The 26,252-nt window shown below is 51.1% G+C and carries 15 protein-coding genes and 1 tRNA gene; 2 read left to right on the forward strand and 14 right to left on the reverse strand.

The genetic code is table 11. The features are described 5' to 3' along the window. Positions 1-26: 26 nt before the first annotated feature. Positions 27-103: transfer RNA gene (locus BK816_RS06340), tRNA-Leu, on the reverse strand. 130 nt (positions 104-233) lie between these two features. On the opposite strand from BK816_RS06340, the gene nhaA reads away from it, so the two are divergent. Next, the gene (gene nhaA / locus BK816_RS06345) at positions 234-1,610 is read left to right on the forward strand and encodes a Na+/H+ antiporter NhaA (protein WP_236842309.1); all 1,377 of its coding nucleotides are present in this window, start codon (positions 234-236) and stop codon (positions 1,608-1,610) included. A gap of 103 nt (positions 1,611-1,713) precedes the next feature. On the opposite strand, the gene BK816_RS06350 is transcribed toward nhaA, so the two are convergent. From BK816_RS06350 to galT, 12 genes are all read right to left on the reverse strand, one after another. Continuing rightward, positions 1,714-2,649, reverse strand: a complete 936-nt coding sequence (locus tag BK816_RS06350; RefSeq protein ID WP_071164420.1) for a Ppx/GppA phosphatase family protein — start codon at positions 2,647-2,649, stop codon at positions 1,714-1,716. A 9-nt stretch (positions 2,650-2,658) separates the two neighbouring features. Then, positions 2,659-3,189, reverse strand: coding sequence for a DUF501 domain-containing protein (locus BK816_RS06355; RefSeq protein ID WP_071164421.1), 531 nt, complete (start codon positions 3,187-3,189; stop codon positions 2,659-2,661). Then, positions 3,186-3,962 carry an FtsB family cell division protein gene (locus BK816_RS06360; protein WP_083379123.1) on the reverse strand — a complete coding sequence of 259 codons (777 nt, stop codon included), beginning with the start codon at positions 3,960-3,962 and terminating at the stop codon, positions 3,186-3,188. Before BK816_RS06360 ends, BK816_RS06355 begins: the two co-directional genes overlap by 4 nt. Positions 3,963-4,111: 149 nt before the next feature. Further along, on the reverse strand, positions 4,112-5,398 hold the full coding sequence (eno, locus tag BK816_RS06365; protein WP_071164423.1) for a phosphopyruvate hydratase: 1,287 nt from the start codon (positions 5,396-5,398) through the stop codon (positions 4,112-4,114). 233 nt (positions 5,399-5,631) lie between these two features. Beyond that, positions 5,632-9,231, reverse strand: coding sequence for a transcription-repair coupling factor (gene mfd / locus BK816_RS06370; protein ID WP_071164424.1), 3,600 nt, complete (start codon positions 9,229-9,231; stop codon positions 5,632-5,634). 7 nt (positions 9,232-9,238) lie between these two features. Next, a complete protein-coding gene (pth, locus tag BK816_RS06375; RefSeq protein ID WP_071164425.1) occupies positions 9,239-9,838 on the reverse strand; it encodes an aminoacyl-tRNA hydrolase in 600 nt (199 codons plus the stop codon). A gap of 66 nt (positions 9,839-9,904) precedes the next feature. Beyond that, positions 9,905-10,552 carry an amino acid ABC transporter ATP-binding protein gene (locus BK816_RS06380; RefSeq protein ID WP_071164426.1) on the reverse strand — a complete coding sequence of 216 codons (648 nt, stop codon included), beginning with the start codon at positions 10,550-10,552 and terminating at the stop codon, positions 9,905-9,907. Positions 10,553-10,562: 10 nt separating this feature from the next. Next, positions 10,563-11,192, reverse strand: coding sequence for an amino acid ABC transporter permease (locus BK816_RS06385; RefSeq protein WP_071164427.1), 630 nt, complete (start codon positions 11,190-11,192; stop codon positions 10,563-10,565). Positions 11,193-11,254: 62 nt separating this feature from the next. Continuing rightward, on the reverse strand, positions 11,255-12,145 hold the full coding sequence (locus tag BK816_RS06390; RefSeq protein ID WP_083379124.1) for an amino acid ABC transporter substrate-binding protein: 891 nt from the start codon (positions 12,143-12,145) through the stop codon (positions 11,255-11,257). 208 nt (positions 12,146-12,353) lie between these two features. Next, positions 12,354-12,722 (reverse strand): YerC/YecD family TrpR-related protein, encoded by a 369-nt coding sequence (locus tag BK816_RS06395; protein WP_071164428.1) that lies wholly within the window; start codon positions 12,720-12,722, stop codon positions 12,354-12,356. Between the two features lie 247 nt (positions 12,723-12,969). Continuing rightward, the gene (gene galK, locus BK816_RS06400; protein WP_071164429.1) at positions 12,970-14,220 is read right to left on the reverse strand and encodes a galactokinase; all 1,251 of its coding nucleotides are present in this window, start codon (positions 14,218-14,220) and stop codon (positions 12,970-12,972) included. A gap of 21 nt (positions 14,221-14,241) precedes the next feature. Beyond that, on the reverse strand, positions 14,242-15,423 hold the full coding sequence (gene galT, locus BK816_RS06405; RefSeq protein WP_071164430.1) for a galactose-1-phosphate uridylyltransferase: 1,182 nt from the start codon (positions 15,421-15,423) through the stop codon (positions 14,242-14,244). A gap of 275 nt (positions 15,424-15,698) precedes the next feature. Here galT and BK816_RS09550 point away from each other — a divergent pair, with 275 nt between their 5' ends. After that, positions 15,699-21,419, forward strand: coding sequence for an S-layer homology domain-containing protein (locus BK816_RS09550; RefSeq protein ID WP_083379125.1), 5,721 nt, complete (start codon positions 15,699-15,701; stop codon positions 21,417-21,419). Between the two features lie 571 nt (positions 21,420-21,990). Here the strand turns inward: BK816_RS09550 and BK816_RS09765 are convergent. Continuing rightward, complete coding sequence (locus tag BK816_RS09765) at positions 21,991-26,196, reverse strand: discoidin domain-containing protein (protein ID WP_071164432.1); 4,206 nt, start codon at positions 26,194-26,196, stop codon at positions 21,991-21,993. Between the last annotated feature and the right edge of the window lie 56 nt (positions 26,197-26,252).

Raw genomic sequence — 26,252 nt, forward strand, 5'->3', positions numbered from 1 at the left:
AGCGAACATTGGCTGTCACTCAATAGTGGTACCCCCAGCGGGACTCGAACCCGCAACACATCGATTTTAAGTCGATTGCCTCTGCCAATTGGGCTATGGGGGCGCTTAACGAAAAGTTCGTAAAGCTGGGAGAAGTCTACCACTAAAGGGCCTTTGAACCCAGGGTAGGCGGTAGATTCTTTGTAAAATGATAGCTCAAGTTTTAATAATTCGACAGCTAATAAAGGTTAATAGTGAAAAACGGAGCAGAACGTCAACGCAAAATGCCTTATAAGCAGCAAGGCATTCGCAGTAGTTCGCGATTTAACGACCCTGCTATGCGAGGAATCACACGTCCTCATATTCTTCAGAGTGCTCGTCGTCGTGTCTACTATACGGCTCATTCGAACCAGGAGACCCTCTGGCAGTCATTTAGGCGCAATATCACCAACATTCCTAAGGCTTTGGCGGATGAAACCAAGTCCGGTTTGTTGTTGATGGCTTGCGCGGTTGCCGCCTTGGTGGTCGCCAACTCTCCTGCCCGTCACCTTTACGAGCGAATTTCGGAATACACTTTCGGCCCAGAATCCTTGCACTTGCATCTGCCTGTTTCCCACTGGGCGGCAGATGGCCTGTTGACTTTGTTCTTCTTTGTGGTTGGTCTGGAACTCAAGACGGAATTCGTGACCGGCTCGCTTCGTGACATTAGAGAAGCTGCACTCCCCATGTTGGCTGCTGTTTTCGGCATGATTGGCCCAGCGTTGCTTTATGTCATTATTCAGTTTGGCTCGGAAGAACCTGCCTTCCACGGTTGGGCGATCCCAACTGCGACCGATATTGCTTTCGCTGTAGCTTTGTTGGGCATCTTTGGTCGAGGTTTCCCACCAGCGGCCCGCACCTTCCTGCTTACTTTGGCCGTGGTTGATGACCTCTTGGCCATTATCGTGATTGCAGTGTTCTACACTGAACACCTTAATTTCGTTGCCCTTTTAGCTGCTCTAGCTGCGGTGGCAGTCTTTGCTTTCTTGGTCAATAAGCGAATCACCTATTGGTTCCTTTTGATCCCATTGGGCGTTCTGGCGTGGGGTTTTATGCATGCTTCTGGCATTCATTCCACTATCGCTGGTGTGCTTCTTGGTCTAGTCGTTCCTGCTACCCGTCGCGGTCGCGAGGAACAAATGACGCACCGTTTCGTTCACAAGATTCAACCTTGGTCTGCCGGTGTCGCGCTTCCTCTATTCGCCTTCTTCTCAGCAGGCGTCAATGTTATCGACTCGAAGGGTCTTTGGGATACGCTAGCTGACCCAGTAACGGTCGGTATCATCATTGGTATGCCAATCGGTAAGTTCGTTGGCATTTTCGGTTCGGTTGCTTTCTTGACCCGCATGACGCGTCTGCACTTGGGCAATGGCGTCAGCCTACGCGATATCATGCCGATTTCGATTCTCTGTGGCATCGGCTTTACCGTGGCACTCTTGGTGGCCGGTTTGGCCTTCCCTCCAGGTTCAGAGCACGTACAGCACGGCAAGCTTGCGGTCTTGATCGGTACTTTGATTTCGGCAGTGCTCGGTTCCTTCTTGGTACAACGCCGAGTACGACACCACCGTCACCACTCTTCGCGTCATCACTGAGACTAACTAGCTGCTACGTTTGTGGCCCCCACCTTGCTTTGGGTGGGGGCCACAAACTCGTTTAGAGCACAATCGGATTATTATCCTAAGGTTTCTTCTGACTTTAAAGTTTGCCGGTGGCTACTCCGAGGGCGATGCCGTCAAGAATGTCATGTTCTGAGGTATAGGCACCGGTAAGTTCTCCCCCGGCCTGACGGACCCGGTCGGCTACCTGGGTAACGATTTCTTCCCAGATCAAGGCGCCGGCACCAATTACGTCTGCTCGTTGTGGGTGTAAGAAACCCATCTGAGCTTTTTCTTCAGGGGTAGCTAGCCGCATTCTTTCGGTGGTCTGTCTGATCTCTGGCACGCTTAGGAAAGTACCATCAATCTTTTCTGGTTGATAAGAGTCCAATCCTAAGGCCAGTGCGGTCAAGGAAGTAACCGATCCGGCTAGCCCGACGAGTGTTTTTACTTTCCCGAGGTCGATTACTTTTTCGACCTCGGTCAGCAAAGCTTGTACGAACTCACGGGCAGGAGCTTCGTTAACCTTTCCGGCAAAACGCTCGGTGACGCGGACGCATCCCATATCCACAGAAATCGCCGATTCGAGTTCCTCTGCTCCGAAGGCAAATTCGGTTGAACCGCCCCCGATATCAACAACAAGTTTGGGCAAAGGTAGGTCAGTAGGCAGCCCAGAACTGGCACCAAGGAAGGAAAGAGAGGCCTCGGTGTGACCAGAAATAACGGCTGGTTTAATCCCCAAACGGGCTTCAACCCCAGCTACAAACTCAGCCGCATTTTCAGCATCACGACTAGCACTGGTGGCAACAAAAGCCACTTTTTGAACTTGATGTTCCTTAATCGCTCGCGCGTAATCGTCGATGGCCGCGAATGTACGTTCGAGCGCTTCATCGGCTAGCCGTCCGGTCTTATCCACGTCTTGGCCGAGGCGCACGATTTTCATTTCGCGCACTAGGTCGGTTAATCTACCGTCTTGATAATCGGCGATCAGTAGACGAATTGAGTTCGTTCCACAGTCAATGCCGGCAACTCGCATATTCGTTCCTTATTCGCTTTCGGTTTCGGTTTCGAGCGCCGCTAAGTGTGCAGCTGGCGCTTTCCATAGACCTCGTTCAGCACAGACTTTAATCGTCCAGTCACCGATTGGGTTTACTCCCGGTCCTGCCGCCAGCGCATGTCCAAGCAAGGCATGCAGGCATTTTACCCGAGTGGGCATTCCGCCGGCAGAAACACCTACGATTTCTGGCACGTGGCCGTACTTCTCACGTTCGGCCAGATATTGATCATGGGCTTTTCGGTAGCGTTCAGCTAGTTCTTCGTTTGCCCCGAGAGCCGCGTTCATAGTTTCCATCAAGTGCTCAGCTTCCAGGGTTGAACAAGCTTTAACAGCATCGGGGTGAGTAAGGTAAAAAGTGGTAGGAAACGGCGTGCCATTGTCGAGACGTGGGGCTGTAGCTACAACTAGGGGGATGCCGGCATCGTCACGGGCGGCAATAGCTAGTACCCCGCGTGGTTCCCTCCCAAGCTGGTCGGCAATGATCTCTAGGTCTTTGTCTGTGGCTTCGGTGGGATTCATGGTTGTTCTTTCGTTGGAGTGGTATTTAGAGTTTGGTTAATTTTGTTTGTAGTCACTAGCGAATCGGAGAGCTTGAGGAACCAAGGGCGTACCGGTCCGCTAAGCGCTTCTGCTTGGTTTTGTGAGCGAATTTGTTGCGGTACTTCTTTACCGGTAATCAGATATTGAGTTTCGCCCGGTCTAGCGTATCCAAGTCGTTCACGGGCTTGCGAAGCGACGAAATCGGGATCATTCCATTGCGCAAGACGATCTTTTAGTTCTGCCTGCAAGGCCTTTTGGTTAGCAATTTCTACTTGTACTTGTCGGTATTCCTGCTGATTCGAAAGAAGCTGTTTAATTGGGCTAATTAGAAAAAGTACCAGAACGATTAATAGTAGGATAAAGCCGCCAAGTTGGTAGCTAACTTCCCCGACGGTTCCGTCTGCTTTAATGACCGGAGCGGCTTGTACCGAAGGCGCGCTGTTTCTTGGACGTCTGGCAGCGGGGCGGCGGGCGTAGGCGCCAGCTGGGATTTCTGCAGTACCCCGTTTTTGCCCAGTAGCGCCGGTCTCAGCGGCTTTGCTCCGACCCTTGGTAAGTTTGCTTAGGCTGCGGGGGTTCTCTTTGCGGTTAGTAGACGTGTGTCCCACTACCGAACGCTGAGAACTTGCAGCGTTAGAAGCCGAGTTCGCGGGGTTTTGGCTTGGAGTTTGAGGACGCCGAGGACGCGATATTTCTCGTCCTGTTTGGCTACCTTTTATTTGCCGAGGTCGGCGCGGTCCTTGATTCTCCATGTGGCTATTTTGACGAACCTTTCCGTTCTTTTCCAACTGCCGCGCTGAAAGATTGCTAATAGTGATGACATAAGATTCCCCGGCAGTAATACTGCCGGGGAATCCGAATGCTTTTACCCAGTTATTGGGCTAGTTCAAAGCTATATGGCTCAGAACTTTGCACGTGGGAAGGCGGAACGGCCAGCGTAAACTGCTGCGGTGTCCAAGTCTTCTTCGATGCGTAGCAACTGGTTGTACTTAGCAACGCGCTCGGAACGAGCAGGTGCACCAGTCTTGATCTGACCGGAGTTGGTGGCAACTGCGAGGTCAGCAATGGTGGTGTCTTCGGTTTCACCCGAACGGTGCGAAGTCATGGTGTGGTATCCAGCGCGGTTAGCGTCTTCGATAGCCATGAGGGTTTCAGTCAAGGAACCAATCTGGTTTACTTTAACCAAGAGAGCGTTAGCGGCGCCCATTTCAATACCCTTTTCGAGGCGAGCTGGGTTGGTTACGAACAAATCGTCACCAACTAGCTGGACGCGGTCACCAATAGCAGCGGTGAGGTCGGCCCATGCTTCCCATTCGTCTTCGCTCAATGGGTCTTCAATGGAGACCAATGGGTACTTCGAGATGAGATCTTCGTAGTACTTGACCATGTAAGCGGTGTCGCGCTCTTCACCTTCGAACTTGTAGGTCTTGGTTTCGGTGTTGAAGAATTCGGTGGAAGCAACGTCTAGAGCCAAGGCAACGTCGGCGCCTGGCTTGTAGCCGGCCTTTTCAATAGCTTCGACGATGAGGTCCAAAGCTTCAGCGTTGGAGTCAAGGTTAGGTGCGAAACCACCCTCGTCGCCAAGACCGGTGGAAAGACCGCGTTCCTTAATAACACCCTTAAGAGTGTGGTAAACCTCAGCACCCCAGCGAAGTGCTTCGCGGAAGGTTGGAGCGCCAATCGGAGCAATCATGAATTCCTGAATGTCAACGTTGGTGTCAGCGTGGGAACCACCGTTGAGGATGTTCATCATTGGGACTGGTAGAACGTGAGCGTTCGGGCCACCGAGGTAACGGTAAAGTGGGAGGCCAGCGGAATCAGCTGCAGCCTTAGCAACGGCCAAGGAAACACCCAAGATGGCGTTTGCGCCTAGCTTGCCCTTATTGTCGGTGCCGTCGAGAGCGATCATAGCTTCGTCGATTGCACGCTGGTCAGAAGCGTCTAGGTCAACCAATTCGGGAGCGATGGTGTCGATGACAGCGTCAACAGCGTCCTGTACGCCCTTACCCATGTAACGGTCCTTGTCGCCATCGCGACGTTCAACGGCCTCGAATGCACCGGTGGAAGCGCCCGAAGGAACGCCAGCCTGGGCAAGAGTGCCATCTTCTAGTAGGACCTCAACCTCGACGGTGGGGTTACCGCGAGAGTCTAGGATTTCGCGAGCTCCAATAGCTTCAATACGTGCCACGTGTATCTCCTTTAAATAGTGAATTTGCGCTTTGGCTTTCGCCTGAAAGTAAAGTGATTTATGACTTCAGGCGGTTAAAGCGCACACGTCTAGTGACAGTTACATTCTACTGCCGAACGTGTTCGCCACCATAGTCTTAGGTCCTCTGTTCGCTGTCCGCATTTTTAGCATTTTTCTCGTTAGTACAAGGTAAGATGGGATAACCAGTTGTGACGTCAAACCAAAGACGGTTTTCAGTCATCGCTAGCAGTTGGATCCCAAGCAAAGATATGCTCTACCACATTTGCAACCCAAGTAGCTAAATCTTCGTTTACCACTGGATTACCCCCCATTTTTGCGGTCTTCGGGGCCGGAATCAACACCTGACGTAGCGCCGGTTTCTGAACTGCTCCTGGGTAGAGACGACGCAAACGCGCCGCTTGAGCTGCTCCTAATGTAATCGGAGCAAAGCGTAAATTAGGACCGGCTGAGGCTACTTCTGTCAAACCTGCAGCGGCAATCTGTTGACGCAACTTTGCCACCACGAAAAGTCGTTCGACCTCGGTAGGAATCTGACCATAACGATCCACAAGTTCCGCCCGTACCTGAGAAAGTTCCGCCTCATCATTGGCCGAAGCGATCTTGGCATAGGTTTCCAAACGCAAACGTTCGCCTGGAATATAGGCCGGTGGAATATGAGCTTCAATTGGAAGATCCACCTTGACTTCAGGCTTTTCTTCCTGATGTTCGCCCTTAAAGTCGGCAACGGCCTCGGCTACCATCCGCACATACAAGTCGAAACCGACCCCGGCAATATGACCAGACTGTGCCCCGCCTAGTAAGTTACCAGCACCACGGATTTCCAGATCCTTCATCGCGACAGCCATCCCAGCACCAAGATCAGTATGCGTCGCGATGGTCTTTAGTCGTTCATGGGCAGTTTCAGTCAGCACTTTGTCCGAGGGGTAGAAGAAATATGCATACGCGCGTTCCCTACTGCGACCCACTCGTCCTCGTAACTGGTGCAATTGCGAAAGCCCCATTTGGTCAGCTCGATCAACAATCAAAGTATTCGCATTGGCAATATCGAGGCCGGTTTCCACAATCGTGGTACAAACCAGAACGTCGAATTCTCGGTTCCAGAAATCCACAATTACTTTTTCTAGTGCCTGCTCGCCCATCTTGCCATGAGCGACTCGTACTCTGGCCGAAGGGATCAACTCCGTAATTTTCGCGGCCACGGCATCAATATCCGAAACCTTGTTATGCACGAAAAACACCTGACCGTCGCGCATCAATTCTCGTTTGATCGCTGCGACCATTTGCTTATCTTGCCAGCGTCCCACGTAAGTCAATACCGGATGGCGCTCTTCTGGAGGTGTTTGCAGCATCGACATTTGCCGAATCCCAGTAACTGCCATTTCGAGGGTACGAGGAATCGGGGTGGCCGACATCGAAAGCACATCGACGTTAGCTCGGAGCTGTTTGAGAGTTTCCTTATGCTCGACTCCGAACCGCTGCTCTTCATCGATAATTACCAGTCCCAGGTCCTTGAAGCGTACTTGACCAGTGACCAATGAATGAGTGCCAATAACCAAATCGATTTTCCCGGCCAAAAGATCAGTTTTAATCTCTTCAGCTTCCTTGGTCGAGGTAAAACGCGACAGCGAGGCAACCGTTACAGGAAAACCAACAAAACGCTGTCGGAAAGTTTCTAGGTGCTGCTGCGCCAACAAAGTGGTGGGGCAAAGTACCGCCACCTGCTTGCCATCTTGGATCGCTTTGAAGGCTGCACGTACAGCTACTTCCGTCTTGCCATAACCCACGTCACCACAGAGCAAACGGTCCATCGGGTAGGGCTTTTCCATATCAGCCTTGACTTCCGCGATAGTAGTTAGCTGATCTGGTGTTTCTGGGTATTCGAAAGCGTCTTCAAGTTCCTGCTGCCATGGGGTATCTGGACTAAAAGCAAATCCCTTTGAGGCCGAACGAGCCGCGTAGAGTCGCACCAGTTCAGACGCAATTTCCTTAACTGCTTTGCGGGCTTTGGCTTTAGTTTTTTCCCAGTCTGCTCCCCCCATTTTGCTTAGGGCCGGCGCATCAGAACCAGAATATTTACTGATCCGATCAAGGCTGTCAGTGGGCACAAAAAGCCGATCCCCTACTCCGCCTCGTTTCGAAGGGGCATATTCAACTAGCAGGTAGTCGCGGGTCACTTGGCTAGCGCCGCGACCAGTGGTTCGCGAAACCAATTCTAGGAATTTTCCCACCCCATGCTGGTCATGCACAATGTAATCGCCCGGCTTTAAGGCCAAAGGATCCGAAATAGCATTCGCGACTTTACGCTTAACTCGAGTACTTCGGCTGGGTGCAGTAGTTGCTTTCCGCCCCGTAAGATCGGCCTCGGTAAATACTGCTAGCTTTGCCTCGGTTAGCACAAACCCACGACCATGAGCTTGCCCCAGAGTGTAAATCACGGGATCATTTAGCCCGGCAGGTAACTGAGTGATTTGTCGACTTGGTAGCCCTAATTCTCCTAAGGCATCAGCCATTCGCTTGGCGCTACCATCACCTTGAGTGGTCAATAGAAGCTTCCAGCCATCCTTAATTAGCTGGCCGAGGTCGCTAGTAGCGGCTTTGAAATCACCTCGGTATGGTTCTACATCTCGCGCGCCTAGGTCATACTCCGTGTCTGCAGAAGCAAAAAATGCCGCCAAATCTGCATCCTCTGCGTCCTCGGAGCCGGTTAAGAAATCGCTTAACGAAATCCAACCGTTGCCTTGTGCCACGCAGTGCCGGCGAAGTTCACCAAGCTGGGCAAAAGAAGCCGCTTGAGCTGAAACCGGCACTTGACCACCGGCAGCAGCTGCTTCCCATGCGGCGGCCATAAACTCATCAGTGGTAGCTTGTAGATCAGTCGCCCGACGTGCCATCACCTCAGGGTCGCAAACGCAAATAACACTATTGTCCGGCAACAGATTTGCTAGAGGTTGCATGGAATCATCCAGAACTGGGGCCAAGGATTCCATCCCCTCGACATAGGCCCCCGCTTGGATTTGCTCTAAAAGATCCTCTACACCAGGGAGCTTTTCATAAGCCTTACCGGCAGCATCCTTCACCTTGTCAGTAAGTAGCAGCTCCCGGCAGGGGCCTAGTAATATGCCAGCTTTTACTGTTTCAGTAGAACGCTGATCTGTTAAGGAAAAATACCTTACTTCATCGACTTCATCGCCAAAAAATTCGATTCTGACCGGCGAATCCTCTAGTGGTGGGAAAATGTCAATCAGTCCACCGCGAACGGCGAAGTCGCCACGATTAGCCACCATGTCTTGGCGTCGATACCCCAAGTCCACTAGTTTTTCGATCGTTTCTTCGAAGCCGACTTCTTGCCCAGGAACCAACTGGATCCAAGGAACTTGTCCGATAGAAGCAATAACTGGCTGAAGCCAGCCGCGTACTGAAGTAACTAGAACTTTGATCGGCTCAAGCTGACCGGCCACTGCGTCTGCGGCAAGTTGTCCTGTTTGCGCCGATAACCTAGCAATCACACTAGCGCGAGCTGCCATCGTATCGAGCCGAGGCGATAGTCGTTCATGAGGTAGCGTTTCCCAGCTAGGGAAAACAGCCACTTGCGGCACATAATCAGCCAAGGCGTGCGCGAACTGTTCCGCATCACGCCCAGATGGCAAAACTACTACCGTTAAGTCATTACGAGCGCTGACGCTAGCTACAAAAGGGGGACGAATCCCAGCACAAGCTTTGACAGAAAGGTTAGCTTGAGGCCTAGCAGCTTTGGTTGCAGCGTTATAGGTTTCATCGCGGTCTAGCTGTGCTAGGAGATTTGTTAGCTTCATACCAGCTTTACTTGTTCGAGTGTAGATCCTGTTGTGCAGTTAGAAAACCTTTAGTCACTACCTCGGAGATGGCATCAACCGCTTTCGCGATGGTCACAGACCATTGCGGCAGCTGTTTAGCTGGAAAGTTTGAGAGCACGAAATCTGCCGTGCTCATTTGGCCTGGTGGACGACCGATGCCAACTCGTAATCGGCAGTAGTCTTTGGTTCCTAACGAGTCATTTATAGATTTTAACCCGTTATGACCGGCAGCCCCACCACTTTGTTTCAAGCGTAATTCGTGCTCAGGAAGATCTAGTTCATCATGCACGATTAACAAGTGGGCTGGATCGATCTGATAAAAATCAACCAGCGCTTTGACAATTGGGCCAGAAGTGTTCATATAAGTATCAAGTTTGGCTGCCATGACCTTGGGACCAGGCGCACCTCCGGGCAAAATTCCCAAACGTCCTGAGGCAACTTTAGCCCGTGCTTTATGCTTATTAAAGCTTTCCCCCATCTCATCAGCCAACGCATCTACCACTAGATGGCCGATATTGTGCCGGGTCAACTCATATCGGGGACCGGGATTACCTAGCCCCACGACTAACCATGGTTCATTAGACACTACGAACTCTCACTGATTCACTTTTGGTTCCAAGGAACAAATTTACTGATAGCTCAGGCTAGCATACTACTGTTGTATCTTGCCATCAACCATTTTTAAAACTTGGTCACCAACCATCTGTGCGAAGGGAAGGTCGTGCGTGATCACCATGATTGCCATTCCCTGTTTCGCGAGAGCCCGAATTACCTTGCTAACTTGTTCTGTGGATGCTTCGTCTAGTGCCGAAGTTGGCTCATCGAAACACAAAACTGAGGGTTCGAGGGCGCATGAACGAGCGATGGCCACCCGCTGACATTGACCACCAGATAGTTCCCCTGGGTAGGAATCGGCTTTATCAGCCAAGCCGACCTCGGCAAGCAACTTTTTACCCCGCGCAATCGCTTCATTTTTATCTTGACCATAGGCGTAGATCGGTGCCTCAGTAATATTTTCGAGGGCGGTTCGATGCGGGAAAAGGTTGAAATTCTGGAAAACCATGCCCACTTTTCGATGCCATTCACGGGGATTATCAATCGTGTTTAGATTCTGTCCGTCTACGACAATATCGCCAGAATCAGCAGTTTCGAGTTGATTAATGCATCGCATCAGCGTGGTTTTGCCCACCCCAGACGGTCCGAGGACAACTACCACTTGGCCATTTTCGATTGTCAGATCAACGCCTTTGAGAACTTTGGTGCTGCCGTAGCTCTTTTTCAGATTCTTTACTTCTAACACGTCAAACCTTTCAGCGGTAGTAGGCTAGGCGCTTTTCCAAACGCTGTAGCAAGTAGGTCAAAACTACCACGATTAGCAAGTAAACAATCGCTGGGTAGATCAAGGGCAAGAGAGTGGCAGTACGGTTCATTTCACCTTGTGCCACACGGAGCATATCCACGACTCCTAGCACATATACCAAGGCAGTATCTTTCACCAGGGTGATTACCTCGTTTGAGATCGGAGGTAAAATGCGTTTAACTACCTGCGGCAAAATGATACGACGGTAATAAGTTACGGTGTTAAAACCAAGAGTACGAGCAGCTTCAAACTGTCCAACTGGAATGCTTTCAAGACCACCACGATAGATTTCGGCAAAATAGGCCGAATAGTTAAGCACAAAAGCTAGCAAAGCAGCTGGAAGTCGATCTAGCACAATGCCGATCTGTGCCAACCCGTAGTAGAAAAAGATCAGCTGCAGAACCAGCGGAGTGCCACGCATAATCGCAATAAATCCTTGAGCAAGGAAACGCAAAGGCATGAATCGTGACATCCGAGCGAATGCAACCAGTAGGCCGAGCGGCAATGAGCATAAAAGCGTAACCCCGAATACTTCGAATACAACTAGGATTCCTTGGTAGAAGGACAAGTTTGTCAGCATCGGGGTTACGCTCTTTCGCTCTATTAGGTTTTAGTTCAAGTGAACTGTTATTTTATGTTATTTCAGTTGAACCACTTCTTGGTGATGGTGTCTAGAGTACCATCAGCCTTTGCTTCTTTGAGGAAGCCATTTAGCTTATCAAGTAGTGCTTTGTCGTTTTGACGAACGGCAATGACGAATTCATCCTTGTCACCCATGGTGCCAACTTCGCGGAACTGGTCGCCACCCTTTTGCTTTGCGTAGTAACGCAATAGAACGGAGTCGCCAATGACGGCATCAGCACGACCAACTTCGAGGTCACGTAGCGCCTTGTCGAAGGTGTCATACAGCTGCGGTCCCCCACCTGGTAGCGTAGCGGCTAGTTCCTTATCGGCTACTAGAGTTTCTGCCGCTACCGAGGATGCCTGGGAAGCGATGGTCTTGCCCTTAAGATCATCTAGAGTCTTAATAGGTGAATCTTTCAGGACCAGCACAAGCTGAGCATTTTCCATGTAAGGCTCAGTGGCAGCAACCTGCTTCAAACGTTCTGGAGTAATCGAGTAGCCATTCCAAATCGCATCGATCTTGCCAGTATTAAGTTCCGTTTCCTTCATGGACCAGTCAATGTTTTGGAACTTAAACTTCAAACCGGTCTTGGCTTCGGCAGCCTTGGCTAGATCAACGTCAAAGCCTTTGGTTTCACCATTCTCTTCGAAACCCATCGGGACGAAAGTATTGTCGTAACCGACGATAAGTTCTTTCTTTTCGGTAGAGTCGCCGCTCTGTTCAGCGGTCGCTGAGGTAGCTGCTTCGGCGGTGGCAGCCTTTTCATTCGATGCGGCATCTTTGCTTTCAGCATTTCCACAACCAGTTAGTGCCAGAGCTCCGGCGAGTACAACCGCACCAACTGCCAAATGACGGCGGGCAGCAAAAGTAGATTGTGCCATTGGGTTAAGAGCTAGTTTGCGCCCCATGATTACTCCTTCAAAAGTAGTTAGTGTTTGGTACTGCGACCCTTTGCCGCAACAACTAATACTTTAATGAGTTAACATGTTAATACGCAACACGAAACGAGTGTCTTTAGTCACAGCGGATCAAGATAGTAGCAACTGCCAAAAGTTAACCCCCCTCAAGACAGTGCTCAAGGAGGGGTAAACAAAGATGGCGTTTAAGTAGTAAAAATTACTTCTTTTCCTCAGCTTTTTCGGCAGCTTCCGCTTCAGCTAAAGCCTTTTCGACCACTTCATCTTTGAGGCCTAGCTTTTCCATAATGTCTAGCCCGAGGTCGTATCCTCCTACCCCGGTACCCATGTAACGAGCAACTCGACCGATAGTGGTCACTGAGACACCAGAGACTTCACGTACCTTCCGGTAGGACATTCCTTCATTAAGGAGTGGCACGACTCGCCAGCGATCGGCAAGAGCTTCTAGTTCGGTCGGAGTGCAAAGATCGATCAGAAAAACAGCCATGTCTTCCGGATTATCGATTGCCGCCATAATCGAAGAGAGGAGAGAAATATCTGGGGTGGCATGACGTTCACGACGTTTCATTATCAGTTCCTTCTAACTTACCTAAGCGTGTTACTAGCACACTAGCACATTTTATATCTAATGCACTAGCCGAATAAGTATGAATTTGCTTCTATATTTATGTTTTATCTATCGAAGCGTTGTTGGGAGGACTCTGCCACTTTGCAGCTTTCCCTCTTTTAGCCGGGGTGAAGTTGTTATTAGATTCCCCTATGACAGTTTGGTTGGTTGGGTGGTATTCAGTTTTTGCCGAATACCACCCAACCGCTTAGTTTTCGCTCCCTGCGGGGGCGCTTGGCAACGCTAGCAGGAAGGCAGGAGGTTCGAATCCAGCCTTTTCATAGGCTTGAGCGACAACCTTTGCTACTTCTTCAGCTTTGCCAGCCTCCACTAGCGCAATAGCAGATCCGCCGAATCCCCCACCGGTCATTCTTGCGCCGTGGGCTCCAGCTTGCCGGGCAGCTTCAACTGCGACATCAAGCTCAGGACAAGTAACTTCGTAGTCATGACGTAGCGACTCGTGTGAAGCATTGAAGAGTTCAGCGATCCGATCTAAGGTCGCACCTTCAAGTGGATGTCCTTGCAGTTCGGTAATCGCCTGATTGGTTCGTTCAATCTCAGTCACGACGTGTCGAACTCGTTTGATTTCTTCTGGGTCATCGAGCTTCGCGAGCGATTCATCGAGCTTGTCAGGCGTAATCTCGACTAGTTGCCCAACTCCCAGTTTGGCTGCCGCAGATTCACAGGCATCACGCCGTGCTTTGTATTGGCCGTCGTTGAGTGAGTGGGCCGCACGGGTGTCGATTACCAGCAGTTCAAGGCCGGCAGCGGCAAGGTCAAATGGCACCAGTTCGGTTGAATTATCTCGACAGTCAAGTGCCAAAGCTGATCCTTCGCTACAGCGTAGAGAAGCAGATTGATCCAATCCGCCCGTGGGAGCGCCAGCGATTTCATTTTCTGCTTGTCGGCAAATGTCAACTAACTTGGCTCTGCCTTCATCGTTAGGTTCATTTTCGGTACCGGCAAGACCTAGCTGAGCTAGCTCATCGATGGCAACCGCGGTTGCGCATTCTAATGCGGCCGAGGACGATAATCCGCCACCGCGAGGCACACAGGAGAACAAGGCTAGATCGAAACCTGGAAGAGGGCCATATCCTGCTTGTTCTAGTGCCCAAGCAACGCCCGCTAGATATGCAACCCAACCGGTGACTTCTCCTGGCTGCCCTACAGGTGCAATGGTATCTAGGTCTACCGAGTCCCATCCTTCTGGCACGAATCGGTCCGTCAATCGCATGACACGATCTTCACGCGGACTCGCCGCAACGTAGGCACGGTGTGGAAGAGCAATCGGTAGGCACATGCCACCGTTGTAATCTGTGTGCTCGCCAATCAAATTCACTCGCCCTGGTGCGGACCAGACTCCAGCTGGCTCGTACCCGTATCGTTCGATGAACATTTCTTTGGCACGCTTCGCGCCTTCTTCTCGCGAGACTGGGTGTGACCATTCAAGCTCAGTCATAGTTTTCCTTTCCGAGAGGTCTTATTTCCATACTTCGCGCAAGCGCTGAGCAATCTTTTCTGGGGTGGTATCTGAAATCCATGCGGCCATTCCAGATTCCGATCCTGCTAAGTATTTCAACTTATCTGGGCTACGCTGAATCGAAATTAGCTGCAGGTGTAGTCGCAAATCATCCTTTGCGCTATTTGGTGCTTGGTGCCAACCCGCTACATACGGCAGATCAACATAGCTACCATCTTCACGCTGATGGAAACGGTTACCAGCTTGAAGCATTCGCAAATAGATGTTTGCAAGATCTTTTCGCTCTTCTTCATTCAGTGACGGAATATCTGGCACATCACGCTTAGGGGCAAGATGCATTTCGACTGGCCAGCGAGCTGCAGCTGGCACATAAAGCACCCAATGGTCGGTTTGAGCGATGATCCGCTCGCCACTTTCCAATTCAGCTGCCACGACGTCTGAAAGTAGGTTACGTCCAGTACGTTGACGGTAGTTTCGTGCCTGTAGAAGCATCCGCTGGGTGTATGGCGTAATAAATGGGTAAGCGTAAATCTGACCGTGAGGATGGTGAAGGGAAACGCCAATTGCTTCACCGTGGTTTTCGAAACAGAAAACCTGCTCAATTCCAGGTAGCTGAGAGAGTTCTTCGGTTCGGTCTGCCCACGCTTCAATTACTGTTCGCATGCGCTCTTCACCCATTGAAACCAAATTTTCTTCCAGCTTTGGGCCGAAGCAAATAACTTCACAACGGCCAGCAGCGGGTCGTTCTGCAAATAGTGGGTTGCCGTTCAAATAAGTCACTTCATCCGGCACACCTGGCACCTGCATTAGGGAAGAGAATCGATTTTCGAATACAACCACATCGTAGTCCGTATCAGGGATTTCACCGTCCTGATAGGTGGCTCCTTCACGCGCCGGTGCGAATGGATTAGCATCAGCTGGGGGCATGAAGGTTCGATTCATTCGATGCGCCGCCATCGGAATCCAATCACCGGTTAAAGCGTCAAAACGCATGATCGGACCAGTGAAAGCGACCTCGTTACCTTCCGCGTCAGTCTGGGGAGCGAAACGATCCGTTAGTGGCCTGGGATCGTCTAAACGACGAGTCTTTTCACCACTGACATATTCTGGCGAATCATCAAAGTAGAAAAAATCTCGCCCATCAGCCAGCTTAGTCGCTGTCTTCCGCACCTTTGCAGTCATTTCTGATATCTCCTAGATAATCACGAGTGAGTGTTAACGCATCAAAATCAATGCAATACAACACACATTTTAAGGCTAGGTCACCATAAAACCAAATTCTGCTTAGCTCCCTTTCATACCGTGCTCAACGGTTCATCTCATAACCTGTCTGAGTTAGGAATAGAGCGACATCAGATTCTTTTTGCACACTGAATAATTACACAAATAGGGGTAAGATAGTGGGCAGTGCGCTATGTTGCCCACGTATTTGACGGATTCAAAGAAGAGGACCGCTCATGCAAAGGAAATATCCTAGTAGGTGGTTGGCCGCCGGCCTAACCCCCTTTGTAGCATTTGCTATGGCTACCCCATTGGCAAGTGCAGATACAAGAAATTATGGAGAGTTCTCAGTAGTTGATTTACTCAAACCACTGAAACTTGACGAAAGAACGGCTGACGATACTGAAATTCCAGTCGCTGTTACAGCAAACGGACAGGTATTCGGTGCTCGTAAAGTTAACAATGAGTTCCCTACCGCGGAAGACTTGTCGCAGCCTTTAACGACCGGCACTCGATATTTTATCGACTGTAGTGCGAGCGAAGACGGGGAAGGTACCCAGAATTCACCTTTCAATTCTTTTACTAAGGTCAATAAGAAAACCTTCATGCCTGGTGATCAGGTCCTGTTAAAAAAGGGAGCGACTTGTACAGGTCAGCTACACCCACTTGGTTCTGGTACTGCTGATAATCCAATTACGATTTCTGCATACGGCGAAGGAAACGAGTGGGCGAAGATTGACGGTAACGGCGTTAACGCTGTAGTTCAGCTTACTAATCAGCAGCACTGGCGAGTTCGTAATCTAGAGCTAACCAACTTCACCAATGACAACCGTGATTATCATGATAGTCGTCGCGGCATTGTCGTCACCTGCATTGATAAAGGCGAATGTACTGACTTCAAACTACAGGGTAACTTCATCCATAAGGTGTATGGCGCTCCCCGTAAGGACCTAAATGGTTCTGGTGGTATCCAATTTGAGGCGGATCACCAACAGCCCAATGACAAGGTTCCCACTTACTTCACCGGTGTTGAAGTCTCTCACAACGAAATACGCGATGTGTCTCGTTCTGGTATCAATATGGGCTCGCGTTGGCGTACTCGTCCGCTAGTTGGTGGCTCTATTCGCGACAATGCTTTCCAGCCATTCGGTCCAATGAAAATTCACGATAACATCGTGACTGATGTAGGCGGCGACGCCATCGTTGTCCAGTTTGCTTCTGGTTCTGAGGTTTACAACAACTCAGTTTGGAACGTCAACCACCACGCTCACGGCAATGCCCCAGCAGGCAACAACGCTGCTGTTTGGGTGTGGGACGCAGACAACGTTAAGTTCTACAACAACCACGTTTTCAACGCCGTCATGCCGACTGGCACTTGGGACTCGACCGCATTCGATGCCGACTACGGTTCATATGGAACAGTATTCGAGCGCAACTTGACCCACGGCAATATGGGTGGTTTCTTCCTATTCTGTGGTTGTGGCGGCATGTCCCTCGGCACCGTAATTCGTTACAACGTTTCGTTAAACGATGGTGCTGGCGCAGAGAGCCACAACCAGGGTCCTCGTACCTTCTTTATGGCAGGTCAGGCAGACGGCAAGGTGTACAACAACACCTTCGTTTTGCCTCCAAACGTAACCGTTGACAAGGGCGCTTCCGGCTCAACTGCTAGCTCGTTCTTAAATAACGTGCTTTACGCACAGGGGCCAGTCAAGTTCCAGGTTAACGATGAACTCCGCAACATCCAAAAGTGGTCTCATAACATTTTTGCTGGCACACTACATGGTTGGATTGCTGATAAGGACGATCAAACCAATACCGTTCTTTCAGGTCTAAAGCCAAGCGATAAACATGGCATTGAAGGCTTGGCAGTACGAACTCAGGCCGGTGCCCACGCTGGTTTGCCAGTGGCTGATCCTGGCACTAAAGACATCTTGGGTAACCCAGTCCCAACTGGTGTTGCACCAGACCTTGGTGCCGTCCAGTTCACTCCTGTTCCAGCAGGAGCAGATGGCACTCTATTCAATGGCGGCTTTGAAAATGCCCCAGCATCTCCGGTTTGGAGTCTCACGAACGCCACAATTTCAACTGACGCTAAGCGTGCTGGCGAAAAGGGCTTGCAACTTTCTGCCTCGGCAAATGTCACCCAGCAGGTTAAGGCTGCAGCTAATGCAACTTACCGTCTTCAGGGTGCAGTAAAGACCGTTGACGGTAAGACTCCGAAGATCGAGGTTATCAACCACCGCGATATCTCAGCAGTCGCTAAGAGCGTTGGCGAAAAGCAGGATGATTGGCAGCCAATCTCGGTTACTTTCCGTACTGCTTCTGATGCGCGCAACCTGACTGTCAAGATCTCTGGTGACGGAGGCTACGTCGATGACCTACAGTTGGTGCGTGTTACTGACTATATGAACGATGGTTCATTTGAATCGACTGGCAATACTGTATGGACCACTTGGAACAACGGTCGTAATAAGAAGAATGCTGTTTCTGGTAGCTATGCCATGCGTGTTACAGGTGCGGGCTCAGCTGAAAACCAAATGCAGTATGTACCTGAAACTAATGTCAAATATGAACTGTCTGGTTTTGGTAAAGCAGACTCTGGCAGCATCAAACTTGGTGTGAAGGGCTTTGGTGCCCCTGAACAGGGCGTAGACTTCACCGATAGCACATGGCGGGTAAAGTCGCTACAGTTCACCCCTACTACTGATCCATTCACTGTCTACTGCTACAAGGCAGATTCTGGCGATGGCTACTGTGATGATTTAACCCTAACCAAAGCTTGGGATGCAAAGCTGACCAAGGTTGAAGCAAATGAACCTCCAGCGGAACCAGAACCTGCCCCGGCAGATCCTGCTCCTAAGGAAATTGAACCATTGCTAACCTTGACAGGCGATTCGCTTGTCGATCAAGGTGCTTCTTTTGCCGTTAACGTGACAACTGCTAAGAAGAGCTCCCCAGCCAAACTAACCTTTAGCTGCGGTATGCCAGAGATGGATGTAAATACCAATGCTGAAGGCAAGCTAGTAGAACAGCAGATTGAAGTACCACGTTCGACCCCAGCAGGTGCTTGTACCGTAACCTTTACCCAGGGCGAATATAGCTCATCAGCCAACTTCACCGTGGTTCCTTCGCTGCCCCACCCAGTCGAAAATAACCGTTTGACTGAAATCAGCGCTAAGAACCACTTCCAAGCTCCGGCTGCTAAAGCATTTGATGGTAACCCTCGTTCGATCTGGCACTCTGATTGGTCCAGCAATGCTGGTTCCTACGGTGACAACTGGATCCAGGCTAAGTTGCCTGAACCGATGATGCTTGATGCTTTCTCCTACCTCGCTCGCCAAGATAATTCTTGGAACGGCGTAGCTGATAACTACAAGCTTCAGGTCTCCGAAAATGCCAATGGCCCATTCAAGGACGTCAAGATTGGTCGTCTTCAGAAGACCCGTTCGAAGCAGATTGTTCTCCTTGATACCCCAGTGAAGGCAACCTACGTTCGTTTGTTCATCGTCGATGATCACGGTCAAGAAGGCGTTAACGAAGGTGGCCGTATTAAGAACTTCGGTTCTGCTGCAGAAATCCAGTTCTCGGCACTACCCGAAACTACTCCTACCCCTGATGCCACCACTGAACCAACTCCGGAAGCAACCACTGAGCCAAGCAAGCCTGCTCCTCTTTCAGCGACACTTTCGCCAGTAGAGGTTCCAGCCAATGGTGAAGCAAAAGCTGCTCTTCGTTACGAAGGCGAAGGTGGCACATTCACCGGTAGCGGCCGCATTGAAGACAAAGATGGTGCTTCCAATGGCGCTGTCGCTGGTTACATCGGTGGCGGTAACGGTACCGTAACTGTTCCGGTTTACTCCGAAGTTGACGGCGATCGTCAGATCGAGTTCCAGTACATCAAGGGTGACGACTCTCGTAACATCACTCTTGAATGCGGTGGACGTACTCAGAATCTGAACGATCTACCTCAGACTGGCGGCTACACCACTCCAGGTAGCTACACCATCACTTGTCCAATGCACAAGGGTAAGAACGATCTTAAGTTCTACTCTTCTGGTCCAGCGGTAAATGTTGATGCTTTGGTATTGCCTGTTTACGATGGCCCAGAAAAGCCACGCCAGGAAGCAACTTCGGTTGGTAAGTGGCGTCAGGTTGACGTTACTTTGGAAAAGGGCGGTGAGCGTACTTTCGAACTCGAATATGCTGCCACCGAAGATGGCTCCACTGAGGTTACTTGCCCAGATGGTTCAACCAAGACGGTAGCGCTAAAGGCTGGTGAAACGACTACTGAGTTCACCTGCCCGGCACACTTTGGTGAAAACCGTTTCGTCTTTGGCGACTTCGGGTCAGCTACTATCAAGGCGATTAACCTTGCATACCCACAGCCTGAACCAACTCCAGAGCCAACTAAGGAACCTACTGTTGAGCCGACTCCGGTCCCAACCCCGGCTCCTACTCCGGCACCTGAGCCGACCAAGGAACCAACTGTTGAGCCGACCCCGGCCCCAACCCCGGCTCCTACTCCGGCACCTGAGCCAACCAAGGAACCAACTGTTGAGCCGACCCCGGTCCCAACCCCAGTTCCTACTCCGGCACCAGAGCCAACCAAGGAACCAACTGTTGAGCCCACTCCGGCCCCAACCCCAGTTCCTCCGGTAAAGCCTGCTCCGACTCCGGAAAAGCCGAAGCCACCGGTAAAGCCTGCTCCGACTCCGGAAAAGCCGAAGCCTCCGGTAAAGCCAGAGCCAACCCCGGCTCCTAAGCCTCCGGTTAAGCCTGAACCGACTCCGGCTCCTAAGCCTCCGGTAAAGCCAGAACCGACCCCGGTTTTGCCTGATCCAAAGCCTGAGCCGAAGCCGCTTCCTCCGGTTAAGCCGAAGCCTCCGGTAAAGCCTGAGCCGACCCCGGCCCCGGTTAAGCCTGAGCCAAAGCCGCAGCCAAAGCCAGAGCCGAAACCGACCCCGGTCAAGCCTGAGCCAAAGCCGCAGCCAAAGCCAGAGCCGAAACCGACCCCGGTCAAGCCTGAGCCAAAGCCGCAGCCAAAGCCAGAGCCGAAACCGACCCCGGTCAAGCCTGAACCTAAGCCGCAGCCAAAGCCAGAGCCCAAGCCGACCCCGGTCAAGCCTGAGCCAAAGCCGCAGCCAAAGCCAGAGCCCAAGCCGACCCCGGTCAAGCCTGAGCCAAAGCCGCAGCCAAAGCCAGAGCCCAAGCCGACCCCGGTCAAGCCTGAGCCAAAGCCGCAGCCAAAGCCAGAGCCCAAGCCGACCCCGGTCAAGCCTGAGCCAAAGCCAGAGCCCAAGCCGACCCCGGTCAAGCCAGGCGCTAGTGTTGCGAAGTGTGTTGGTACTTACTCCAACCTCCGATACAACCCATTCAAGGATGTCGGTCGTAACGATCTCTTCGCATGTGAAATCGATTGGTTGCGTTGGCGTGGCATTACCACTGGTTGGGCAGATGGCACGTTCCGTCCGCTGAACAACATCAGTCGTGAAGCAATGGCTGCATTCCTATACCGTTTGGCTGGTTCTCCTGAAGTTGCTACTTCGGGCAAACCGTTCTCCGATGTAGACCGTAGCAACATGTTCTACAAGCCAATCACCTGGATGCGCCAGGCTAAGATCTCGACTGGTTGGGATGACGGTAGCTTCCGTCCTCACGATCCGATTAGTCGTGAAGCAATGTCTGCTTTCTTGTACCGGTTGTGCCAGAGTAACCCTGACGTTTGCTCCAAGTCGGTCAATCCGAAGAACTACAGCTTCGCTGCTACCCCGCGCAAGCCGTTGTTCAAGGATGTAGTAAGCACCAACCTATTCGCTAAGCAAATCTCTTGGATGCGCGAAGCTGGAATCTCCACTGGTTGGGCAGACGGTCGCTTCCGTCCTCGCGATCCAATCCACCGTGACGCGATGGCAGCGTTCATCTTCCGCATGGTTAACAACGGACCTAAGAAATAACTCTAAGGTTCAACCATAGCTAAGAATGGTGGGGGAAAACGAAAGTTTTCCCCCACCATTCTTTATTTATTGCCCTACTTTCGACGCGTCTTCCCCAATCCGAAGGAAGCATAAATAGATCTACTTCATTGCTTGCTACTCTTGATAGATTGATTAAGCGAATTTTTAGCTTGTTTCTGATATTGAACGTGATTCGGATTCATCTATGATGCAGCTAAATTATTATTTCCTTTCCCAGAGTATCGAGAGGAAATAAGTTCAATAATTACTCTTCCAAAAGAGCAAACGTTAAATGCACTAAAAGTTAAGCGTTCTTGCATAAACCTAAGCAATCCGATTTAGACTAAGAATGTAGAAAACCTATGATTCAATAGTGCTTACTAGTCGAATTGGCTCGATTACTTTAGCTCAGTTCTAAACCCTTTTGTACCCCTGCCGCTTGTTGCACAGTTACCCCCTACAACTTACATAGAATCTCAAGATTCCATTACCCCTAGAAATAGTGAACACGAATATTGGCCGAGGACGACAGTTACTTTTCCCGTCCTCGGCCAATATTTATAGGTACCTATTATTCTGCGTTTCCGTTGTGGACCATACGGAAGATGAAAGCGGCCATCGCACGACGCTCAATAGGCTGAACCGGACGATAAGTACCATCAGCCCAACCAGTCGAAATATTCGCACGACGCATCCACGCAATCGCCTTATGATGCAAAGTCTTAGCATTCACATCCTTAAACGGAACCGGCTCATTAACCACCAACTTATTAGGGTTAACATGCTTCGAACACTTATCTTCAAACTTCGCACAGAAACGATACATAAACGCCGCCATCGCATCACGATTAACCGGCTGATACGGACGATAAGTACCATCAGCCCAACCAGTCGAAATACCAGCATCATGCATCCACTGAATCTCACGCCAGAACAAAGTCCGCTTCTGATCCACATCCTTAAAGACCGGACGATAACCCTTCACATCAGGACGACCAGCCAAACGATACAAGAACGCCGCCATCGCCTCACGATCAATCCCAACCGCAGGACGGAAAGTCTGATCCGAATTAAAACCAGTAGTAATACCAGCCTCATACATCCACTTAATCTCACCAGCAAACAACGCACCAGAAGGCACATCCTTCGCAACCGAGAAAACAGGAACAGACGCACGAACCAAGAACGGATCCAAAACCTCAGGCTCAGGCTTAGGCGCCGGCTTCACCGGAACAGGAACCGGCTTAGGAACAGGCTTAGGCTCTGGCTTAGGCACAGGCTTAGGTTCAGGCTTGACCGGGGTCGGCTTGGGCTCAGGCTTTGGCTGCGGCTTTGGCTCAGGCTTAACCGGGGTCGGCTTGGGCTCTGGCTTTGGCTGCGGCTTTGGCTCAGGCTTAGGTGCTGGAACCGGAGCTGGCTCCTTAGTCGGTTCAGGCTTTACCGGAGGCTTCGGCTTAACCGGAGGAAGCGGCTTCGGCTCTGGCTTCGGATCAGGCAAAACCGGAGTAGGTTCTGGCTTAACCGGAGGCTTCGGCTGCTCTGGGGTTGGCTTGACCGGTGGCTGAGGCTTCGGTGCCGGTTCCTTGGTAGGTTCTGGCTTAACCGGAGGCTTCGGCTGTTCCGGAGTTGGCTTAACCGGCGCCGGGGTCGGTTCAGGCTTTACCGGAGGCTGCGGCTTTACCGGAGGTAGCGGCTTAGGCTCTGGCTTAGGATCAGGCAAAACCGGGGTCGGTTCAGGCTTAACCGGAGGCTGCGGCTTCGGCTGCTCTGGAGTTGGCTTAACCGGAGGCTTAGGAGCTGGGGTCGGTTCAGGCTTAACCGGAGGCTGCGGCTTCGGCTGCTCTGGAGTTGGCTTAACCGGAGGCTTCGGCTGCTCCGGAGTCGGTTCCTTAGTAGGCTCAACAGTAGGCTCCTCAGTCACTTCAGGAGTCGGCTCAACAGTAGGCTCCTTCGTCGGTTCAGGAGTTGGCTCCTCAGTCACTTCAGTAGTTGGCTCCTCAGTCACTTCAGGAGTCGGTTCCTTAGTCGGCTCAACAGTAGGCTCCTTAGTAGGCTCAGGAGTTGGTTCAGCCGTAGCTTCCTCAGTCGCCTCAGGGGTCGGCTCTACAGTCGGCTCTGGTGTAGGCAGTGGTCCCAGGTTAATCTGAGCTACCGAAATCTCTTTACCTTGCCGGAAAATAACCGAGCACTGTCCACTGGCCATTGGTGCTGTGAGCTGCAGCAATGCCATCATGTCTGATGTGATCGAAACCTGTTGTTTGCTGCCGTCACAAGCGAACTCGACCTCGGCATTCCCCACCTTCGAGCCCAAGACACCTACTTCAAATTCGCTGCCAGGAGTAATAAGCGCTTCGTCTGCCAAGAGCACTGGAGCTTTAAGAGCACCCTCCGGAGGGGTCACTCCCAGCCCAACTCCACCAAGATGAGAGTCAAAACCAGTCACAAGTTTCAAATCCGCAAGGCTTGCAAAATCACCGTCGCCCCAATTGGAAAGCACTTCGAACTTTACGTACCTACCCGACACTGTCCTGTCGCCCTCGGCCAAAGGAATCAGTACCGGCTCAACTTGCTTAGGCAAAATCGTCTCAGTAACCATCCGGAAGTTGGCATTATCATCCGACAGATAAACCTTCACGTGCTTCGGTCGCCCATTGTCTCCACCTGAGGCAATAGGACGCCCAGTAACTTGAATCGCGCTCAATTCTACGGTCTTACCTGCATCAACCACGAGCCAGTGCGGAGCTTGCGCGGCCGGCGCCATCCACTTCGAATGCCAGAAAGTTTGCAGATTTCCGTCAATCGCGTTGACCGCCCGACGCCCATCTTTATCATGCTCGGAAGATTTATCCACCAAGCTCAATGAATCTGCAAAGAATTTTGGTGTGGACTTTGGAGCCACCACTTGGGCGGTCACCTCTCGCAAAGTGTTACCATCCGCCCCAAAAACCTTCACTGCTAGGTCCGAGGACGAAACCCCAGCTGGAATGTTCCCCACAGATGGCAAACACACCAACGCCCTACCTTGCGCATCCGCCCAAGCAGCCCCAGTCGAAATAGGAGCAGCTTCACTATCGATCGCCAAGGCCGTCACACGAGAATTCGGGGCAGTGCCCTCGGCAGTCAAGCAAAGTGCCTGACCGGCCTCGGCAAATAGACCCGCGTCCTTTACTTTAGACGCAGCCGCGCTCTGACTAAAAGCACCAACCAGCGGTTCATGTGCAAACGTTCGGCCGGCAAAACCACGCACCGACTGGGACAAAGGCAAAGCGGTACCAAGTAGGCCGTCCTCAGACTGCAACTGGTATCCAGCTGGATCATGCCCCTGAGGATTTACAAAAGAAACCTGCCCACGAAGTGTCTCGCTTGCTTGCGAGGGCGGAGTAAAACCAGTGAAAGAGTTGTGGTGAATGCTTAGGCCATCATCAGGCTTAACAAAAGACACGTTTGCGCCTGGTTCAGCAAAAAGTACATTGTTAAAAACTTCAACTTGTGGATTCTTCCCCCAAATATCCGCCCACATAGATACTGCTGGAGTGGAGGCAGAGACGTACGCCGTATTGTTAAACAGACGCATATTGACAATATCGCCACCACAACCGTGCATCAGCCAACGAGTATGGTCATTAATCGACACATTGCCGTAAACGTCAATATCGTGAACGCCACCAAAACCATCGCCTTGAATGGCATCTGGACAAAGTAACAAGAATCCACCCTGGTTATCATGCGACAGATTGTGCCGCACAACAATGTCAGTAGAAGCATGATCAACGTCGTATGCCATCGAATCATACTTATTACCAACCCCACCAGAAACAGCATTATGCTGCAAAACGATATGGTCACTATTGGCCATCCAAATGCCTGCGTTATAGGCCTCAACCCCAAGGTTAAAGTTATCTAGCTGATTCCACTCGGCCACCCCATGCTGAATCCCAGTCAGGACGATGCCGTCACCGCCAATGTCCTTTAAGCGATTCCCACGAACAAGCACATTCTCATTAGGGGTGTATTCCTTCGAGCAAAGGTTTCCCCAGCGTTTCAGCATTGGACGCCGACACCAGTTTGACCAGAAGTAAATACCTTCACGAGAAACATCTTCAATCCGGTTATTCTCAATAACCAAATCTTTAAATGCCGAAGGAGTGTTCTGCCCTAAAGAATCAATCACAATACCGCCCGAAGCATTCGGACCCTTACCAATAAATGCTCCTGGTTGCGCACCTTTAGTGGCTGGCATGTATCCCTGAACATTGTGAATATAAAGATCACGAACCTCGATGCCATGCAAGACTCCCCCATCACGGGAAACTAAAGATAAACCACGTCGCTCGTTTTGCTTATCTCCAGGAGCTTCAAGTTCCAAATCTTCAATCGTCAGATACTCGTTGTTTAAGGCAAGCAACGCATTCTTATCACCATTAGCGTCAATGCGTGCCCGCTTAGAAACATCACCATACGCACCCACGTAGATTCGAGATTGAGCACTTCCTCGACCGTTAATCTGTACCTGCCCGCGGCAGGTCACGCCGCGTTTAAAGAGTAAAGATTGCCCTTCGGCTAACGTCACAGAACTAGCCGCTGCAGATGAGTTAAACGGTGACTCAAAAGACCCGTCACCATTGGTCTGTGCAGAACAATCCACATAAAAAATACGACCACCGCTTGGCTGATCTGCCATTGCCGAGGGCGTAGCCTGAGTCAAACCTGCGGTAGCTAAAGCTAGTACCGCAAAAGATGAAAAAACACTTCTAGAGATTCGTCGTTGAATTCGCATAGCTTAATAATAACTATCCCAAAGAAATAATGTCATAAATATCACTAAAATAGGGC

The organism is Boudabousia tangfeifanii (assembly GCF_001856685.1).
GTDB lineage: Bacteria > Actinomycetota > Actinomycetes > Actinomycetales > Actinomycetaceae > Boudabousia > Boudabousia tangfeifanii.